This window comes from Pseudobacteriovorax antillogorgiicola, assembly GCF_900177345.1.
In the GTDB taxonomy this organism is placed as follows: Bacteria; Bdellovibrionota_B; Oligoflexia; order Oligoflexales; family Oligoflexaceae; genus Pseudobacteriovorax; species Pseudobacteriovorax antillogorgiicola.
The window spans coordinates 148,763-165,385 of the sequence record NZ_FWZT01000004.1 but is presented as its reverse complement, the minus strand read 5'-3'; the positions used below and the strand labels follow the sequence as shown (position 1 = coordinate 165,385).

At 45.3% G+C, this 16,623-nt stretch carries 12 protein-coding genes; 8 read left to right on the top strand and 4 right to left on the bottom strand.

The features are described 5' to 3' along the window. Positions 1 to 468 precede the first annotated feature (468 nt). Positions 469 to 891, top strand: coding sequence for a hypothetical protein (locus tag B9N89_RS06870; protein ID WP_132316785.1), 423 nt, complete (start codon positions 469 to 471; stop codon positions 889 to 891). Between the two features lie 99 nt (positions 892 to 990). Here the strand turns inward: B9N89_RS06870 and B9N89_RS06865 are convergent, their stop codons facing one another. The 3 genes from B9N89_RS06865 to B9N89_RS06855 form a co-directional block, all read right to left on the bottom strand. Beyond that, on the bottom strand, positions 991 to 1,764 hold the full coding sequence (locus tag B9N89_RS06865; protein WP_132316787.1) for a TrmH family RNA methyltransferase: 774 nt from the start codon (positions 1,762 to 1,764) through the stop codon (positions 991 to 993). Between the two features lie 41 nt (positions 1,765 to 1,805). Beyond that, positions 1,806 to 2,564 (bottom strand): MBL fold metallo-hydrolase, encoded by a 759-nt coding sequence (locus B9N89_RS06860; RefSeq protein ID WP_159455202.1) that lies wholly within the window; start codon positions 2,562 to 2,564, stop codon positions 1,806 to 1,808. A gap of 85 nt (positions 2,565 to 2,649) precedes the next feature. After that, the gene (locus B9N89_RS06855) at positions 2,650 to 4,008 is read right to left on the bottom strand and encodes a C1 family peptidase (RefSeq protein WP_132316791.1); all 1,359 of its coding nucleotides are present in this window, start codon (positions 4,006 to 4,008) and stop codon (positions 2,650 to 2,652) included. 274 nt (positions 4,009 to 4,282) lie between these two features. Here B9N89_RS06855 and B9N89_RS06850 point away from each other — a divergent pair, with 274 nt between their 5' ends. After that, positions 4,283 to 5,395 (top strand): DM9 repeat-containing protein, encoded by a 1,113-nt coding sequence (locus B9N89_RS06850; RefSeq protein ID WP_159455201.1) that lies wholly within the window; start codon positions 4,283 to 4,285, stop codon positions 5,393 to 5,395. Between the two features lie 9 nt (positions 5,396 to 5,404). On the opposite strand, the gene B9N89_RS06845 is transcribed toward B9N89_RS06850, so the two are convergent. After that, entirely contained in the window at positions 5,405 to 6,724 is a 1,320-nt protein-coding gene (locus B9N89_RS06845) for a hypothetical protein (RefSeq protein ID WP_132316795.1), read from the bottom strand. Between the two features lie 284 nt (positions 6,725 to 7,008). Between B9N89_RS06845 and B9N89_RS06840 the strand changes: the two genes are divergently transcribed. The 6 genes from B9N89_RS06840 (at position 7,009) to B9N89_RS06815 (ending at position 16,513) form a co-directional block, all read left to right on the top strand. Then, the gene (locus B9N89_RS06840) at positions 7,009 to 9,018 is read left to right on the top strand and encodes a 7TM diverse intracellular signaling domain-containing protein (protein WP_132316797.1); all 2,010 of its coding nucleotides are present in this window, start codon (positions 7,009 to 7,011) and stop codon (positions 9,016 to 9,018) included. A 451-nt stretch (positions 9,019 to 9,469) separates the two neighbouring features. Further along, on the top strand, positions 9,470 to 10,804 hold the full coding sequence (locus B9N89_RS06835) for a phytase (protein ID WP_132316799.1): 1,335 nt from the start codon (positions 9,470 to 9,472) through the stop codon (positions 10,802 to 10,804). A gap of 458 nt (positions 10,805 to 11,262) precedes the next feature. Beyond that, positions 11,263 to 11,898: a YqiJ family protein gene (locus B9N89_RS06830; protein WP_132316801.1), complete on the top strand. Its 636-nt coding sequence runs from the start codon at positions 11,263 to 11,265 to the stop codon at positions 11,896 to 11,898. 13 nt (positions 11,899 to 11,911) lie between these two features. Then, positions 11,912 to 13,720: a flotillin family protein gene (locus tag B9N89_RS06825; protein ID WP_132316803.1), complete on the top strand. Its 1,809-nt coding sequence runs from the start codon at positions 11,912 to 11,914 to the stop codon at positions 13,718 to 13,720. Positions 13,721 to 13,951: 231 nt separating this feature from the next. Beyond that, entirely contained in the window at positions 13,952 to 14,983 is a 1,032-nt protein-coding gene (locus B9N89_RS06820) for a bifunctional nicotinamide-nucleotide adenylyltransferase/Nudix hydroxylase (protein ID WP_132316805.1), read from the top strand. A gap of 135 nt (positions 14,984 to 15,118) precedes the next feature. Beyond that, positions 15,119 to 16,513, top strand: a complete 1,395-nt coding sequence (locus B9N89_RS06815) for a nicotinate phosphoribosyltransferase (RefSeq protein WP_132316807.1) — start codon at positions 15,119 to 15,121, stop codon at positions 16,511 to 16,513. The last annotated feature ends 110 nt before the right edge of the window (positions 16,514 to 16,623 follow it).

Here is a 16,623-nt window from a genome sequence, read left to right as displayed (position 1 = left end):
TTCTTGGGAAAGCCATCCACCAGGAAGGGCATCGCAGTAAATCAGTCGGATTCGTTTGACACTTCTGGTGTCAGCATAGGGCGAGATTGTTCCCAGAGCCTTATCTCTCAATAGCCTTCCATAAACCTTTTGAGGATCTGGAGCACTTAGAAGGAAGGACGCGGGAGCTTATGCTATCAATAGATGTCAATATTATTAATAATTTATGTCCTGAACTCTGGCCCGAGGCATGTGAAGTACTGACCAATAGTGCCAGAATCTGGCCAAGCTAAGCTCACGAGAGATCGCAATAAAAGATCCACGGTCTCGCTAAGCGCGACAGATGTTATATTGACTTATCTATGGCTTTAAGGTAGATTACGCTTGCGAAATTCAGTGACGGAAACTTTCTGTCAATTACCCGGCCCAAAAGGGCTCACTTCTCCCTATAAGTCAACCCTAAAGAGACCGAGCTTCCTGGAGATTTTGATGAAAAAAGTTAAATATTTAATTTTGATCCTGCTTATATCATGTGGGAGTGAGACCCAAGAAGAGACCAAACTGCTGGGAGCGAGGCAATGTGCTGAATCGAGCGAGAATGGACACTACGACATCAAGCTATATCGGTTCACATCCGGGCCAGATTTCATGCACTGTCAGTCAAAATACAAAGAAAAGTCAGTGGATGGCTATACGACTCAGGGCTGCTTCAGCACAGATATCAACGACTCTAGCTTGAAAGTACATTTCAAATTTGACTCAGTGAAGGTTACCAGGAATCAGGACGTGATTGCTCAACCTAAGCTTCTCGAAATCCCAACCTGCGTAGAGATGGAGCTATCTCCGAGTGAAGCCGAGGACGTTATTATGAGACGCAGCAAATACATCTGCGACCGGATTCAGTGTACGTAGTGGAACCAGGTCGGTCGAAGTAGAGCGACCTTGGATTTGGCACCTCATCACAAAACTTTGGCATCTATTTCAGTGAATGGCGATAGGCTAACTAGACCCTCAGATCGCCCCCAAACGCTGCAATAGGATTCCCGCTGCAACAGACGCATTCAAGCTGTCTACATGGTCTCTCATCGGGATCTTGATCACAGCATCGCAAAGACCGACGAGAGCTGAGTCCATCCCGAAGCCTTCGCTACCGATGATCAAGGCGCATTTCTTGGCAAAGTCGATCTTATCAAACCTGTGGGTATCAGGAGCAATTCCAGTGCCTAAGACCTGATATCCACTAGTCCGAAGTGTTTGAAGATCAGAAAAGAGATCTGCGCTCGTTCTTACTTTGATGCGGAATATGGACCCCATAGACACTCGAATCGCTCTCCTGATGAAGGGAGAAAGTGTTCTTTCATCCACCAGGAGAGAGTCTACTCCCAAAGCATCGCAGGTGCGAACGATGGTACCTACATTTTCTGCCTTGTTAACTCCATTTAACACTAAGAGGCGGTGCCCTAGCGCAGAAAGCTTAAGAGACTCGGGTCGCTCAGCCAGGGCGATCACCCCATGATGAAGACGATGACCAACAATTTTCTCCAGTAATGGAACGTCAGCCCAATATACTTGGCAATCCATGCCTTCAAATCGCTGGCCATGGTCATCTAAAAACTTTTGATTGGCTAGAATCGCTTTTGGCGTTCTGCCAGCATCCATCATCCTTAATACCACCTTGGGGCTGTCGACAATAATCTCTTGATCGCGAGCTAGTTCTTTGTCTTTTTGCAGGGTGAATTTGTAGACGCGGGGATCGTCTAAACTGGAAATCTTTTCGGCCGGCATAAATCCTCAAGCTCTAGGGTGAAAGCAATCATTAGACCCCATCAACGACTGGTAAGAGTCTTCTTAATAAAACTCTTCATGATATCTATTAAGACTTCATACTCTTGTGGTGTCTCCTCTACGTTATGTCCCAGCTTTAAGAAGTCTTCTCCCCGAACCGCACAACGGCCTCCATGTGCCATCAATACTTCGCCATAAGATAATTGGGAAAGGCGCTTTACAGTTTTTCGATAGCGATCTGGAAATTTAATCGGAACTGGGGTTATAAACTTGCCCTTTACCTTGAGCATGATGTCGGCCACGTAAACCAGTCGACTCTCCGGATGAAGCAGTGACAAGTCCCGATCCGTATGCCCTGGCGTAGACCAAACCTGCCAGTCATCAAACCCTGGCAAAGTCTGCTGATCTTCTAAGACCACATCAGGGTGCAGATTTTTTGAGTACCAAAGCCAGCGAAAACTCTTTTTCTTGCGGTGAGCCACCCAGTATGCCAGAAGTGTATCAACGTTGTGCTGAACGCTGCCTTTTACCCCTGCATACCACTGGCTGTCAAGCTTGGCCGAAGCCACTGGGATCCTGTAGCGCTTTTGGTAAAGCCGTGCACCGCCAGCGTGATCTGGATGCATGTGGGTTACGACAACGAGTTTCAAATCCGCCATGGTCCGTTGCAAGTCTTTTTCAATATAAGAGCGAACGACAGCTACATCACAGCGGCAGCCACCATCGAGGAGCAGGAGTTTGTCGGGATATTCAACTAGATAAATGGTTTGAATGTGACCTTCAAGTTCGTGAATCTTCATGAGTCCCCCTGTGTCGTGCAAGGGACAGAGTCTCATTAGACACAGGGAGATTCAACTAGATTCCAACTATGCTAGAGCCGGTCAACTAATTAGCAATAGGTAGATAATCACGGTAAAGCACGCCATATGATTCTATATCAGTCATACTATAAACAGACGGTCGCAAGAAGATGCTTGGATCGTTAAGGTCGATACCAGCCTTTGACAGTTCGTCATATGAGATGAATAGGGATAGAGGCTTGTCGTTGCTAAAACTCAGGTCATCTGCTGTGAACGCGATGCGGTATTCCCGATCTGATAGGTATGAAGACGCTCCATCCTCTCCGATAATCTCAATCGCTTGGTAGGAATCAGCCTCACCCTTGCGTTGAGCGAATACGCTTGCATAATAGAACGTTCCTACAGGCGCTAAAAAGCGGAAGCTAAAATCAACGCGAATACCAGCTTGCCCCTTGTTCAAAACATTCTGCACTAAAGACGCCTCAGCATTTTCCAAGCTAATGGGTGTCAGCTGATTTCTTAGGTCGGAGTTGAGCCTTTGGAAACGGGCGTAGAAAAAGCTTCCATAGGACCAGTTCTGAACAAACTCAAAGGGCATGATGCCATAGCCTTGCTCACCCCATTCTTGCCCCCAAGAGTTCTTAAAATAGAACTCACGCTTATCTAAGTTATAGCCCGTGAGAAGCACTGTATGACCACCACAAAGATCAGGCTTGTCTTGGCATTCATCCTCTAAAGCTTGATTGTGTTCAACTCTAGCTGACCGCCAACCGTTCTGGTTCACAGGAACTGAAATTGTTACCCCTTGGCCTTCACTCAAGCGTTCAATCACTTCATCCATGGATCGTACTTGAGAAATATTTAGATTAAAGTCCTGACTGGCAACCCGGTTATCCAACGCGACCTGAGACGGGGCGTAGTGACTGCGGCAGAACTGAGGTGCTTGGCCGTTATCCTCATAGTCTTCACAAGGCATCCCTGGAGAAAACCACGAGTGCGTATAGGGCATGGACTCTTCAAGCATAAACCCATGACGCTTCAAACTATTCAGGTTGTAATATAAGAACGAGCCATCGCCGTTGCTTGAGATACCATCAAGCTTTTTATTGGCGTAGATCAGATACTCTTCTGATAGATTAACATCGCGGTTGTCTGGATAGTACACCTTCAACGCATGCTCAACCAATGCGATACTTGTGAAATAAGCGCAAGAACCGCGATTGGCCTGATCCTTCACTGGGGTTTGCCACTGGCTTAAGTCAACTTCTGGTAAGGCGTCTGTCATCCAAAGAAACGAACTTGGCTCATCCAGGTTCAGGTAGCCATCTTCTGGCTTGTCTTGCAACTTGATCGTCTTGTTGCCAATCTCAATCTCCTGCTCCGCGATAGCCTGTCCACTAAAGGCAAAAACGGTGGCCCATAATCCCATCGATAATCGATTCATCGACTCCTCCAATTTTAGGGAAATTTTGTAAGGCGCAGACACTAACAGATCACGTCCTAGTCCACAAGGATTAAGTATGACGAACGTTCACAAAAAAACGAGCTGTACGCCAAGAAAGAATCCAGTCGTTTCGATCTATTAGCCGTCGTAGGTGAGTCCAATTGGCAAGAACTTGATGCAGGATATCAGCGGTTTAGAAATCAGGTTTAAGACTTCAAGTGTGCAAGCCGAATCGATCATAGGGGCGTCTATTCCGAATAAGAGTGGGGACATTATGAGGACATTACAAGTATTCTGCTTGGCTACCTTGGCCATGGGACTCAGCCTGGCCTGCGAACGAAAAGGGCCTAGCCCAATACAAGAAAGTCAAGACTATACCGGCAACATGGTTATCCAAGAAGACCTTGGCCCTGATCGGCAAGGGGAAGACGCAATTGCGGCACCAGAGCGGCTACTGCCGGAACTACCACTTACTTATAGCACTAGTTTCCTGTACTGCGATGATTTTGAAAGCCCTTCGGCCCAAAGTGGCTTGAGCCAATACGAGTTTCACTGTGCCTTGCTTCACCAGGGCACGAAGCTGCCCATCTCACCTTACCAAGAGGGTATCGAGGTGGCTTGGTCGTTAAACAACCTTGCTGCCGACCTGGCGAATCGGGTGACTATCACATCTCTAAAGCAACACAAATCCTGGCATGCTGGGTTTAAGGTTTTGGCTCCTAGCTTAGAAGACATGGAGACGATTCGCAGCGACGGAGTCATAGGCATTCGATTTTTCGCCGAAACTGTAGAATTAGGTTCAGCAAAGACAAGAATCAGCTCCTCTAGGGTCCTTTGGCAGTCTCTCAATGGCAACCTTCCACCGGCCAATGCCTACATTGCTGGCAGTCAGATTATGGCTACGAGTCTACTCTATATCTGTCGGGCATACGTGAATGGTGCCGTCATTCCAGGAAAGGCAGTGGATACCACCGGTTTGGATAATCAAGGGGGAGTCTGCTACAGCCTCCTGGATGGTCAGATTCTGACTGCTTCCACCCAAACAGGGATTCCTTTCGATATCCTAGGCTATCAGAACATCACAGATGCCGAGCAACTAAGCTGGCAAGCCCAGGAGGCTGGGGCGATCCCGGAGGGAGCCGTAAGCACTGGCTACCTTGTGGATGGCACACCTTTGTATAGCTGTCGCGCTTTGCAGGCGGGTCCAGCACCCGACAATATCCAAGACCCCAATAGCAATGATGGTGAGCCAACTCCAGGTTACATTAAAGCTGGAGACACTGGCTGCACCTACGAATACTTTGGAGAGCGAACCGCGGAAAGCTACGAGGTTTTAGTTAGAAACCGCAGTTCTAATCCTACGGTTTCTAGCTTCACGGAAAGGTAGAATCGATTTTCATTCATCTTCAGTGTCTTCGGGGGCCTCTTGGCCACCTGACACTGTAATCGTCGCCGACACGGTCATGGACGCGTATTCATCAACATCAAAGCCAACAACCTGATCTTGCCCCTTCTTGTGAAACAGCCAGTCATGGCGAGCATAGGCTACCTTCAGAACCTCTTCAATGGACGCTGCTTCCACATCACTGGCTCGTAAGCCATCGAAGTAGATCATATCCTCACTGTTGAAGTCGAAGCTCATATCTAGACCCGTTCCCGCGCTAGTGTTGCCAGCAGCATCTTCGTAGTAGTAGTAAAGAAAGGGCTCTTGGAAATTATCCTGTTCATCCTGAGAGTTGTCCGCAGCGTCTTCAAACGCTACGGCAGAATCCTTCCATTGAACGCTGTCCACACCGTTGGAAAAGTCAGCATAGAGCTTAAACTGCTCGTTTAAGGTAGCGCCAATGCGAATCGCACTCATGTTAAAGCTCGGTCGCCCATTATCATCGGTACAGGTGGCTTCATCGAACACCAAGAAGGCGTGGGTTCGCGGATTACTTGGTCGGGTCGATACCAGGGTATCGCTATCGAGATCGTACCACTGAAAATCTGTGGCTGCGCACTCAGCGTCTGCTGTGTCTTTGACACAGAATAGATAGTCACCTCGTTGAAAGGTCATCCCTTCCAACACATCGGCCTCCGTAATATTACTATAGGTCTTTTCTTCTTCGCTCAAACCACAATCATCTAGAATGTCCCATTCGCTGAATGGCTGCTGATAGTTAGCGAGAAACATAGTCACAAATTTGCTATTCACTTCAAATTGAATCTTCTCATAGGCAAGCTCCATGGTTAAGTGGGTATAGCTCGCTTGCACATCATACTCAGCCCACAGCTCGTTGTAAGCCTTGAAGCTGGATGTATCGCTAAACGAGAACTCCTTGCCTTCGATGATCTTCCCGTCCTGCTCATCAGAATGGAAGTTCACAGTTGCCGCTAATCGGGCCTCTGCAGAATTGCTTCCCGAAGAATCCACACTGGCACCCACCACAAGAGTTGACATGCCAATAACTGAAGTTGGCGTCATGCAGGCTCCCTCACCTCGATAAATATCAAGGGAAAAGGAGCAGTCATCTAAGTCCGTTTCATCTGACTGTAGTGAAGAGATCGCTAGGGTACTTGACTGGATCGAAGCTTGACCAAAAGTAAGGTCTGATGAGCTACCGCCATCACTTCCTCCCTGCCCTTCTCCGTCTTCGCCAGGATCGTCACAGGAAATACTTAATCCCCAAGCGAGAAAAGTAACGATAAGTAAACTAAATCTATTCTTAGTCATGCCATTCATCCTTACACAAGTCTTGTGGTCGCCTACCTTAGCGTATTACGAATCAGTACAAGTTCATGAGCCCAAGCCCCTTCCGAACCCACGTCTCCAGCGGTATCGCCCAGGTAAGAATGAACGTTTAGCTGAAATCAAATCCATCCCTTTAAACTACTAAAGTCCTTGTTGTCTCGATCGTAGATAGCCCCATAAAAACTACTTTCCTAGAGAAATTTTCCGGCAAGAAATGCCTATCCACAAGGATATTACAAAGCCGAAAGGTATTCTGGAGGATACTTTTGAAGACAACCACTAGAAAAAACACTCACTCAATAATAGGTCAAGTGATTCCATTTGTCCTGGTCTTCATGCTTACTCTCCTAAGCAATCTATGCTTAGGGAGTGAAGCTGATCGACTTTTCGTGATCCATAGCGACGCTCAAGGCCCACAAATCAATCAACATCTTAAAATGATGAGTCAGGATTCCTTGATTACTCCTAAATCTGCGTTTCAGTTGAGGCACTTATTCAAAGATCTTAAGGTTAGCGCTGTAGGGGTGCAGCAGAAACAAATTTGGCTATATGTCACTATTTTGAATCCCAACGGCCACGAATTCATAATCGAATATCCGTTTCCATTGGTTGATAAACTCGACTTCTATCAGCTCAACGACCAGGGGAAGGTGGTTAAAAAAAGTGCCGTCGGTGATTTAAGACCCTTCTCAAACCGTGAAATCAAACATCATCTTTTCACTTTCCAGCCTGATCCAAGCCTCGTGACAAGCCACTTACTCCTTCGATTTGAGACTAACAGCCCCATCATCACCCATCTTGATATGTGGTACCCAGAGCCATTCCTTAGTCGGGTTCGTATGCTCACATTGAGTCTAGGACTATGTTTTGGAGGAATGGTAACCATGGCAGTCTTTAACTTTTTCATCTTCCTCAGTGCCAGAGATCGCTATTTCTTCTACTACTTTCTGTATTATATTTCAGCTACATGGAGTTTGGTAGGGTTCTCAGGTTTGCTGGTGTTTATCGACCCGACCCGAGAGTCAATCAATTGGTTCACAAACTACGGTGTGGTGATCGGTGGTCAAGTGACCGTAGTTTTTGCCAGCATCTTTGCAATTTCCTTCTTAAACATGGCAGAGTCTATGCGGTTCTGGATGCGAGCTATGCAATTTTGTTCCGCACTGGCTATCCTTGCAATTATCGCTTGTCTTGCCACTGACCTTTCCCCAGAGGCCGTCGAGTTTACGATTGTCAGTGGTTCCTTAGCAAGCATCACCATCATCGTGGCGAGCATTTCCGCCTCCATTCGCAAATATCGGTTGGCTCAGTACTTCACAGCGGCTTGGCTATTGCTCGTCATTGGCAATCTATCATTTATGGGCACCACACAAGGACTTATACCTATCAATGATCTGACAATGAACCTTCAAAACATAGGGGTGGCACTCGAAGGCTTGATCCTATCTATCGCTCTTGGATACCGCTTGAATTTAGAAAGAAAAAAAACCAGAACAGAGATGAATCAAAAGTATCACTATCATAAGCAGCTCGATAAAGTGTTCTACCCTCATCAACTCAGTCAGATGGAAGGTGGCCTTCAATTGGAAGAAACTATGCCTGTAAACTCATCATCTGCTTGCGTCATATTTTTTGACATCCAAGATAGCAGCCGACTCGGCTATAATATCAATTATGAGTTTTTCGAAGCGGTAATGAAGCGGTGTCACCGACTTATGATATCCTATTACGATCCCCATGAGCTGGTAGCAAATGCATTTATGATCAAGGAAGTGGGCGATGGTTTTCTTTGCTCCATTGGGTTTCCCTTTAAGTCTCCAGGATCTATCTATGATAATGCCGTACTGCTTGCAGACCAATTCAATCAAATTCTATATCAGCTAGCTCGAACCCACTTTCAAGATCGTGAGATTCTTAGCTCTATTGGAATCGCTGCGGGTGAAATCAAGGGTTCTTTTCCTAAAATTGGGATGAAGCAATACGATGTTTTCGGTGATGCCATCATCAAGGCCAATCGCTATGAAAGCATGCGCCGGGTTCTGATTCAAAAGCAGAGGCTAAAAAAAGGCAGCATTACAATTATTTCTGATGAAGTGTATAAAAACCTATCTGCCGATCTGCAAGACGACTATACCAAGCTTGATCTTCATGGCTTAAGAATTCGAGATGATGAGGAAGCTCGGTGGCTCTACTACAAATACTTCAATATCAGGCAGGTGCGAATTGGAGTTGACCACAGTAAAGAGAAGAATCAAATTGAACTTAAAGGAGCGTAGTAGCCAATAAGCTAAACACGCATAAGCCTCTTATGATCCAGATAATAATTCCTTGAACATGGGAGGGCGTCATCGAAAGTAGGCATAGAGAGATGAGAATGCTACTTTTCCCTCTTACATGCCTCCTGAATTATCCTTTTTGATTTGAATGACCGAAAAAACTTCTTATCCTTAAGACAGGTTCTAGTACTTTTCTATTGCCCTCACAGTTATTTTGAGTAGAACAAACCGCACTACACTGGCCAACGCATCGCTATTTACCCCTGGAACACGCGTGAAAATTGTGAAGGTCCGAGAGGTGTCAAGTGCTGCCATGAGGTTGAGTAGCTCAAGACCCAATAGAGACTGGTGAAGTGGCATGGTTAAAATCTTTGCTGAAAATTATCCTTGAATTTATTGCTAGGCAAATCAAATCTGCTAGCTACAGAAAAATTTTAGAAAAGGATTATTTATGACAGCATTTTCCATGTCAAAAGTAGGTATTTTAGGACTTTGCTTAGGCTCTTTAGCATCGCTAGGCTATGGCTCCCATTTCAAAGACACCGTCGTGGTTAGCCCCGTAGCAGAGACAACCCCGATTCCGCAGGGGCTTGATTCAACAGACGATGCCGAGATCTGGCTTCATCCCACTGATGCTAAGCGCTCGCTCGTTCTTGGCGTTAGCAAAAACAAAGATAATGATGATGGCAGTTCGGGCGATGGGGGCCTCTACGTTTATGATTTGAATGGCAAGGAAATAGAATCATTCAAAGTCGGGCGACTAAACAATGTGGATATTGCCTATGATGTCGGACTTGATAAGCAAAGCATAGACCTCGCCGTGGCAAGTAACCGGAAAAATGATTCTATCTCGCTTTTCAGCATTTCTGATCGCCGAGGTATCACCAGAATTAAAAGCCTCCCGGAGATACCATTGACCGATGAGCCTTACGGAATTTGTACCAGTAAGCATCCAGAGAACAAACGAGATGCCCTTGTCTTCTTGCCTCTAAAAAGCGGAAAGGTACTCATTTACCACCTCAAAGGCTATCGAAACAAGTTTGTTTCTAAGGCTCTACCATCGATAGATCTGACGAAGTACACATCTGCTACGGAACAAGCATTTATTAAAGAACTCATCCTGAAAGATGTCACACATGACTACAATTCAGACCCTGACGAACGTGAAGAGATTGATCAAGAAGGTGGAATTGAAGCCGTAGTCGCTGCGGAATTCGAGGAAAGTGGCCATCAACTTGAGGGATGTGTTGTAGATCAGGAAAACGAGGTCGTATATATCGGTATGGAGAGGCTCGGCATCTGGCGTGTCGACCTAGACGAACTCGACAACGAGCCTAGTCTTGCTGTGAGAGTCACGGGCAGTAAAGTTGATGGAGTCCCGGCTGGTGAGTTTCCATTTACTGATGATGTCGAGGGCTTATCCCTCTACCATAGGGGTAAGGGCAAGGGTTACCTCATAGCCTCCATGCAAGGCATTAGTCAATTTGCTTTCTTTGATCTAGAGAAGATGTCTGAATCTGATGGCAATGAGGACAGTGGCTACCTTGGTAGCTTAAAAATCGATGATAGTCGACTCTTTGATAAAGTCACAGATTCAGATGGCTTGGCAATTATGAGTGCGCCTCTTCCCCATTTTCCAAATGGGATGATGGTCGTGCACGATGATCAGAACACCTCATCGGATGGCAGTACCGTGAATGCGAACTATAAATACATAGATATGAGAGACGTGATTCAGTCTTTTGACGGAGCACTGAAAGCTAATCGGTACTGGAACCCGCGCTAGCCGCTTTTCAAAAAAACATTAATTTGCGCATGGGGTTCGCTAAAGCATAGCGGACTCTACCTGAAACAATCCCAAATGACATACTCGAAAGCCACTCTCCTGCGGCTTGCTTCCCAATGACCCTGATGCCATGGGTAGAACTCGTCAGGCTAGGGCGTTCGATGATCTATTTTCACCCAGATTTTTATCGCAATATTTCTAGGAAGTAAGAGTCTATCAATAGGTGTAGAGATGTCTGAGATTAAGTCGAATGGATAAATACGTGAATATATTCGCTCATATTTACTCCAAAAAAGAATTGTAAATCTCAAGTCGGAACGAATAAAAGCATTGGAGTCTTGGCTCTTTAAAACAATTTTTTCGGCTCAAGTACAGTCTTGCAACGGCGAAGCCGAATAAACTGCCAGTTCATCCACTCGATCTGCCCACTTACCAATGGCTGGAGCCAATCGATCATCATGGAATTTTTACTGCACGATAGTAATGTCCTTTTTACCGCAAGCCTGACAGTTGTTTGCCTCATATTTACCCTAGAACTCTTGGGTCTTATTTTAGGAACGGGGTTTCTCTCTAGTTTCGAAGCAATGATCGAAATTGATCTTGGCAGCACTCCAGTCATAGAGAATGGTCTGTCTCTTTTCCATATAAGAAAAATTCCCTCTTCTTTTTTGATTGTCCTGTTTTTCCTATGTTTCGGGTTATCAGGTTATCTCCTTCACGGAATCACTATAGGCTTGTTTGGGTTCGACCTTCCTGTTTGGGTTAGCTGGCTACCGGCTCTCATTCTTGCTGTGCCTATGATGACAATTGGTTCAGCCTTAATTGCTAAAATCATGCCTCAAGATGAATCCTCTGCCGTAGAAAGATCAAGCTTTGTGGGGAAGATTGCAACCATAACTTTAGGAACGGCTAAAGCCAATAACCCAGCTCAAGCAAAACTAAAGGACGAACACGGGCAAACCCACTACATTATGATAGAGCCCGAACAGCAAGACGAATGCTGGAGTCAAGGAGAACATGTTATCGTTTTGAGTCAAAAGGGCTCTTCATATATTGGTTTTAAAGACAATAGTATCGACTGGAAAATTCACTAATTAGGAATTGTTTATGGAAGCATCTACTTCAATCTTGACTATCGCTGGGATAATTTTTGGTGGATTGATTACTTTTGGTATCATCTTTGCTCGACTGTACAAGCGGGCTTCGAAGGAGATCTCCTACGTTCGTACTGGATTTGGAGGTCAAAAGGTAGTCATGAATGGGGGTGCTTTAGTATTTCCTGTACTCCACGAAGTCATTCCTGTAAATATGAATACACTCAGACTAGAGGTACGCCGGGATAAAAACCAGGCTCTTATTACCCGCGATCGCATGCGAGTGGATGTAGTAGCTGAGTTCTACGTCCGGGTTCAGCCAACAGTAGACTCCATAGCCAATGCTGCTCAAACACTCGGTCAAAGAACTATGCAACGAGAAGAGCTAAAGGACTTGGTAGAAGGCAAGTTTGTCGATGCTCTAAGAGCTGTTGCAGCAGAAATGAGTATGACAGAGCTTCACGAAAAACGGATCGATTTTGTCCAGAAAGTCCAGCAAGCTGTCATGGAAGACCTTTTAAAGAACGGCTTAGAGCTAGAGTCTGTGTCTCTCACAGGCCTAGACCAAACTTCAAAAGAGTTTTTCAACCCTAATAATGCGTTCGATGCTGAAGGTTTGACTCGACTTACAGAAGAAATTGAACGACGTAGAAAGATTCGAAACGACATCGAGCAGGATACTGAAATTCAGATATCTAATAAAAACCTGGAGAGTCAGAGGCTTAAATTGGAGATCGATAGGGAATCAGAGTATGCCAAATTAAAACAGGAACAAGAAGTGTCCTTAGAACGAGCAAGTCAGGAATCTACAATTGCGAAAGAGCAGTTTGCAAAGCAAAAGGAAGCTCAACAAGCAGAAATCGCCGCCAAGCAGGAAATTGACCAAAGCCAAATCCTCGCGGAGCGAGCCATTGAAGAAGAGCGAATCAAAAAGCAAAAAGAAGTTGAAACCCAGCAGATTGAAAAACAGAAGATGATAGAAATCGCCAATCAGGAGCGAGAGATCGCAATCGCAGAAAAGTCTAAGGCTCAGTCTGAGGCAAAAGCAGTTGCCGATAAAGCTCGCGCTTTGGCAGTTCAAGCCGAGGAATCAGTGAAATCTGCAAGAGAGACTGAGATTGCCGAGCGAGCTAAGCAGATCGAATTGATTGAAGCAACTAAAGAAGCCGAACGAGCCGCTATTGCTATCAAGGTTTCAGCTGAAGCGGAAAAACAGGCTGCTGACGATAAGGCTGAAGCAATGAAAATTGAAGCTGAGGCTGAAGCCTTAAAGACTAGAATCGTTGCAGAAGGTGAAGCTCAAGCTGAAACAGCGCGAGCGGAGGCGGCAAAAGTTCGATATACAGTTGAGGCTGAAGGCCAAAAAGCATTGAATGAAGCAGCCAATCTACTCTCTAGCGATCAAGTCGACATGAAAGTTAAACTAGACTTGATTAAGAACCTTGAAAGTATTATTCGGGAAAGCGTTAAACCAATGGAAAGCATCGAAGGTATTAAAATCTTCCAGCTCGATGGTCTAAGTAACGCGAGTGGCTCTCAGCACAGCACAGGCCCTTCTTCTAGCAGCAATCTTGCTGATCAAGTTGTAAACAGCGCGCTCAAATATCGGGCGCAAGCTCCTCTTCTAGACTCCTTACTAGGAGAACTTGGGCTAAAAGGCAGCGATATCAACGGTCTAACCAATGCATTTAAGGCTAAAAATATAGATCCGAGTGCTTCGGAGCTGAAGAGTATTGAGAATGATTCAGTACAGCTGAAGCAAGAGGAGACTCGAAATGAGCTTCCTCCACTACCGAATGAAGACGACGGCCAAATTGCTTAGGCTATCGAAAGACCTTAAATTGAAATATAGCTAAGAGTTATAGAAAACAGGCGGCCGGGGGAATCTGTAAGTTTACCACAAGGTGTCCCATGGCCCAAAATACTCTAATTCTTTGCTTTACTTTTGGTAATAAATGGCCGATAGTTAGCATGCTAGCCAGTGTTTGGCTAGCAAAAGGATCACTTAAGGTTAGTGATCAGAACATGGTGAAGAGCGCAAGGAGCTTGCCCGATGACTTATAAAGTCGCTGTATTTATTGGAAGATTCCAACCACTACACAACTCCCATCTATCAGAAATCAAACGATCCCTCGAAATTGCAGAGACACTCATACTCGTTATTGGTTCCGATAGGACATCAAGGACACCTAAAAACCCCTTTTCGGGCGACCAACGTCGAGAGATGATTGAAAGATCTCTCAACGATGACGACTTGCAGCGTGTGCACTTAGTATTTGCTCGTGACTACCTCTACAATGACACTCAATGGTTTTCTGAGATTGCAAGGTTGGTTGAGCAGAAAATGTCTGAGCTTAATATTTCTGGAAAAGTCTGCCTTACAGGCTGCAATAAAGACGAAAGTAGCTACTACATAGCTTCCCTTCCAGATAGCTGGAAGCGAGAGATCATACACGTGCCTAATAAGAACCTTTCTGCAACCGATATCAGGAGAAAGCTATTTGAAGGGAAAAACCCTAAGAACATCAAAGATGTCCCAAGGGGGGTGAAGGCGTTTCTCATAGAATGGGTTATGGAAGATGACTTTGTTGCGCTTCAGAAAGAGTATCAATTTTATGAAGGCTACAAGGAGCAATTCCAAAGCCTGCCCTATCCACCTGTTTTCATCACAACCGATGCTGTGGTTATAAAAAATGGCTGCGTGCTCGTGGTAGAGCGCGGACAGAATCCGGGGGTGGGCATGCTAGCTCTTCCGGGGGGCCACCTTAACGTCAGAAAAGGTCTCCTCGATAATGCTATCAAGGAGCTCAAAGAAGAAACCTCGATCAACATTAATGCTGACTATCTAAAAAATCTGAATCCGGAATCAAAAGTGTTTGACCACCCAGATAGAAGTCTCCGTGGCAGGACAGTAACACACGGATTCTGTTTTAAGCTTTCCGATGGGGGAAGGCTTCCCGAGGTGAAAGGCGGAGACGATGCAGCAAAGGCTTGGTGGATGCCCATTGAAGAGGCCTATGAGCGGTCTGCAGAGTTTTTTGAAGATCATATTCACATCATTCGCTATTTCACGCGAAGATATTAGCAAGAGTGTCCGTTGAGATAAGCTGAGGAGGTGATTTCTCAGCAGTGCCCTAGAAGCTCCGGTGATGGAGCCTCAGAGTAAAAGGTTTTAGCCATGGTGGCTAAAGCAGATCAAATTTAAAAAGGGAATAAATATATGAACCTACTAGACAACCTCATCCTAAAATCCGATAGCTACAAATTTTCTCACTTCAAGCAATACCCAAAAGGAACCCAATATGTTTATAGCTACTTCGAGTCTCGCGGAGGAGCGTTTAATCACACGATGTTTGCTGGACTTCAGTATATTTTAAAGCGTTACCTCTTAGGAAAAGTTGTAACAAAAGAAAAAATCGACCAAGCTGAAAAAGTTATTGCTGCTCACATGGGTGAGGAAAACTTCAATAGGAAGGGTTGGGAGTACATCCTAGAGACCTATGATGGACGACTTCCCCTAGAAATCAAAGCCGTTCCAGAAGGTCTTATTATCGATGGAAAAAACGTTTTGATGACTGTCGTCAATACCGATCCAGAAGTGCCTTGGCTCACGAATTTTGTAGAAACAATCCTAACCCATGTTTGGGCGCCAACAACTGTTGCGACTCAGTCTCTAGCGTTCAAAAGGGTTATCGCCTACTACCTCCAAGAAACCAGCGATCCTCTAGCAGTTGCGGGCCTAGAATTTAAACTCCATGATTTTGGCTATCGGGGCGTATCTTCTGATGAATCTGCTGCAATCCTCGGTGCTGCTCACCTTTTTAATTTTCTAGGTAGCGACACCATGGCGGCAATTAGCTTGCTTTCAGACTACTACGGCGCGGATGAAATGCCTGCCTTTTCAATACCTGCTAGTGAGCATTCAACAATCACTAGTTGGGGTCGCAAAGGTGAGCTAAAGGCAATGGAGAACATGTTGGACCAATATCCAACAGGACTTGTAGCCTGTGTTTCAGATAGTTTCGATATTTTTAAAGCATGCTCTGAATATTGGGGGGATGCACTTAAAGAAAAAGTTCTATCACGAGATGGAACCCTTGTCATTAGGCCTGACTCAGGCGACCCGGTAGATGTGGTCATTAAGTGCCTTGATATCTTGACTAATAAGTTTGGCTACCAGACAACTGCCAAAGGATACAAGCTGCTTCCACCTCAGCTTAGGCTAATCCAAGGTGATGGTGTTGATCTTGAGACTTGCAAGCAGATTCTGAAGCGAATGACTGAGTGTGGATATGCAGCCGATAATATTGCCTTTGGAAGCGGTGGAGCCTTACTTCAGAAGCTCAATCGGGACACCCTAAAGTTTGCATTTAAATGCTCTTCTGTAACCATTGATGGTTCTGAGATCGATGTATATAAGGAACCTGTAACTGCTACATTCAAAAAGTCCAAGCGAGGGCGATTCAAACTAGTTTATGGAGTTGATGGCAATTTGGAGACCGTGGACTCTAATGATCAGAGAGATGATGTACTTCGAACGGTGTTTAAAGATGGCGAACTTCTAGTCGACGATTGCATTGCTAAGATAAGAAGACGGAGTATGGATGCTCTTTGAGAACTAAATAATGTCTGGAGGAAAAAGTATCCTCCAGTCTCTATTGAAGCAAAAATTGTAAGCATTGGTCACCAGCAATAAAGTCCTCCGCAGCCATATGACGCAACACT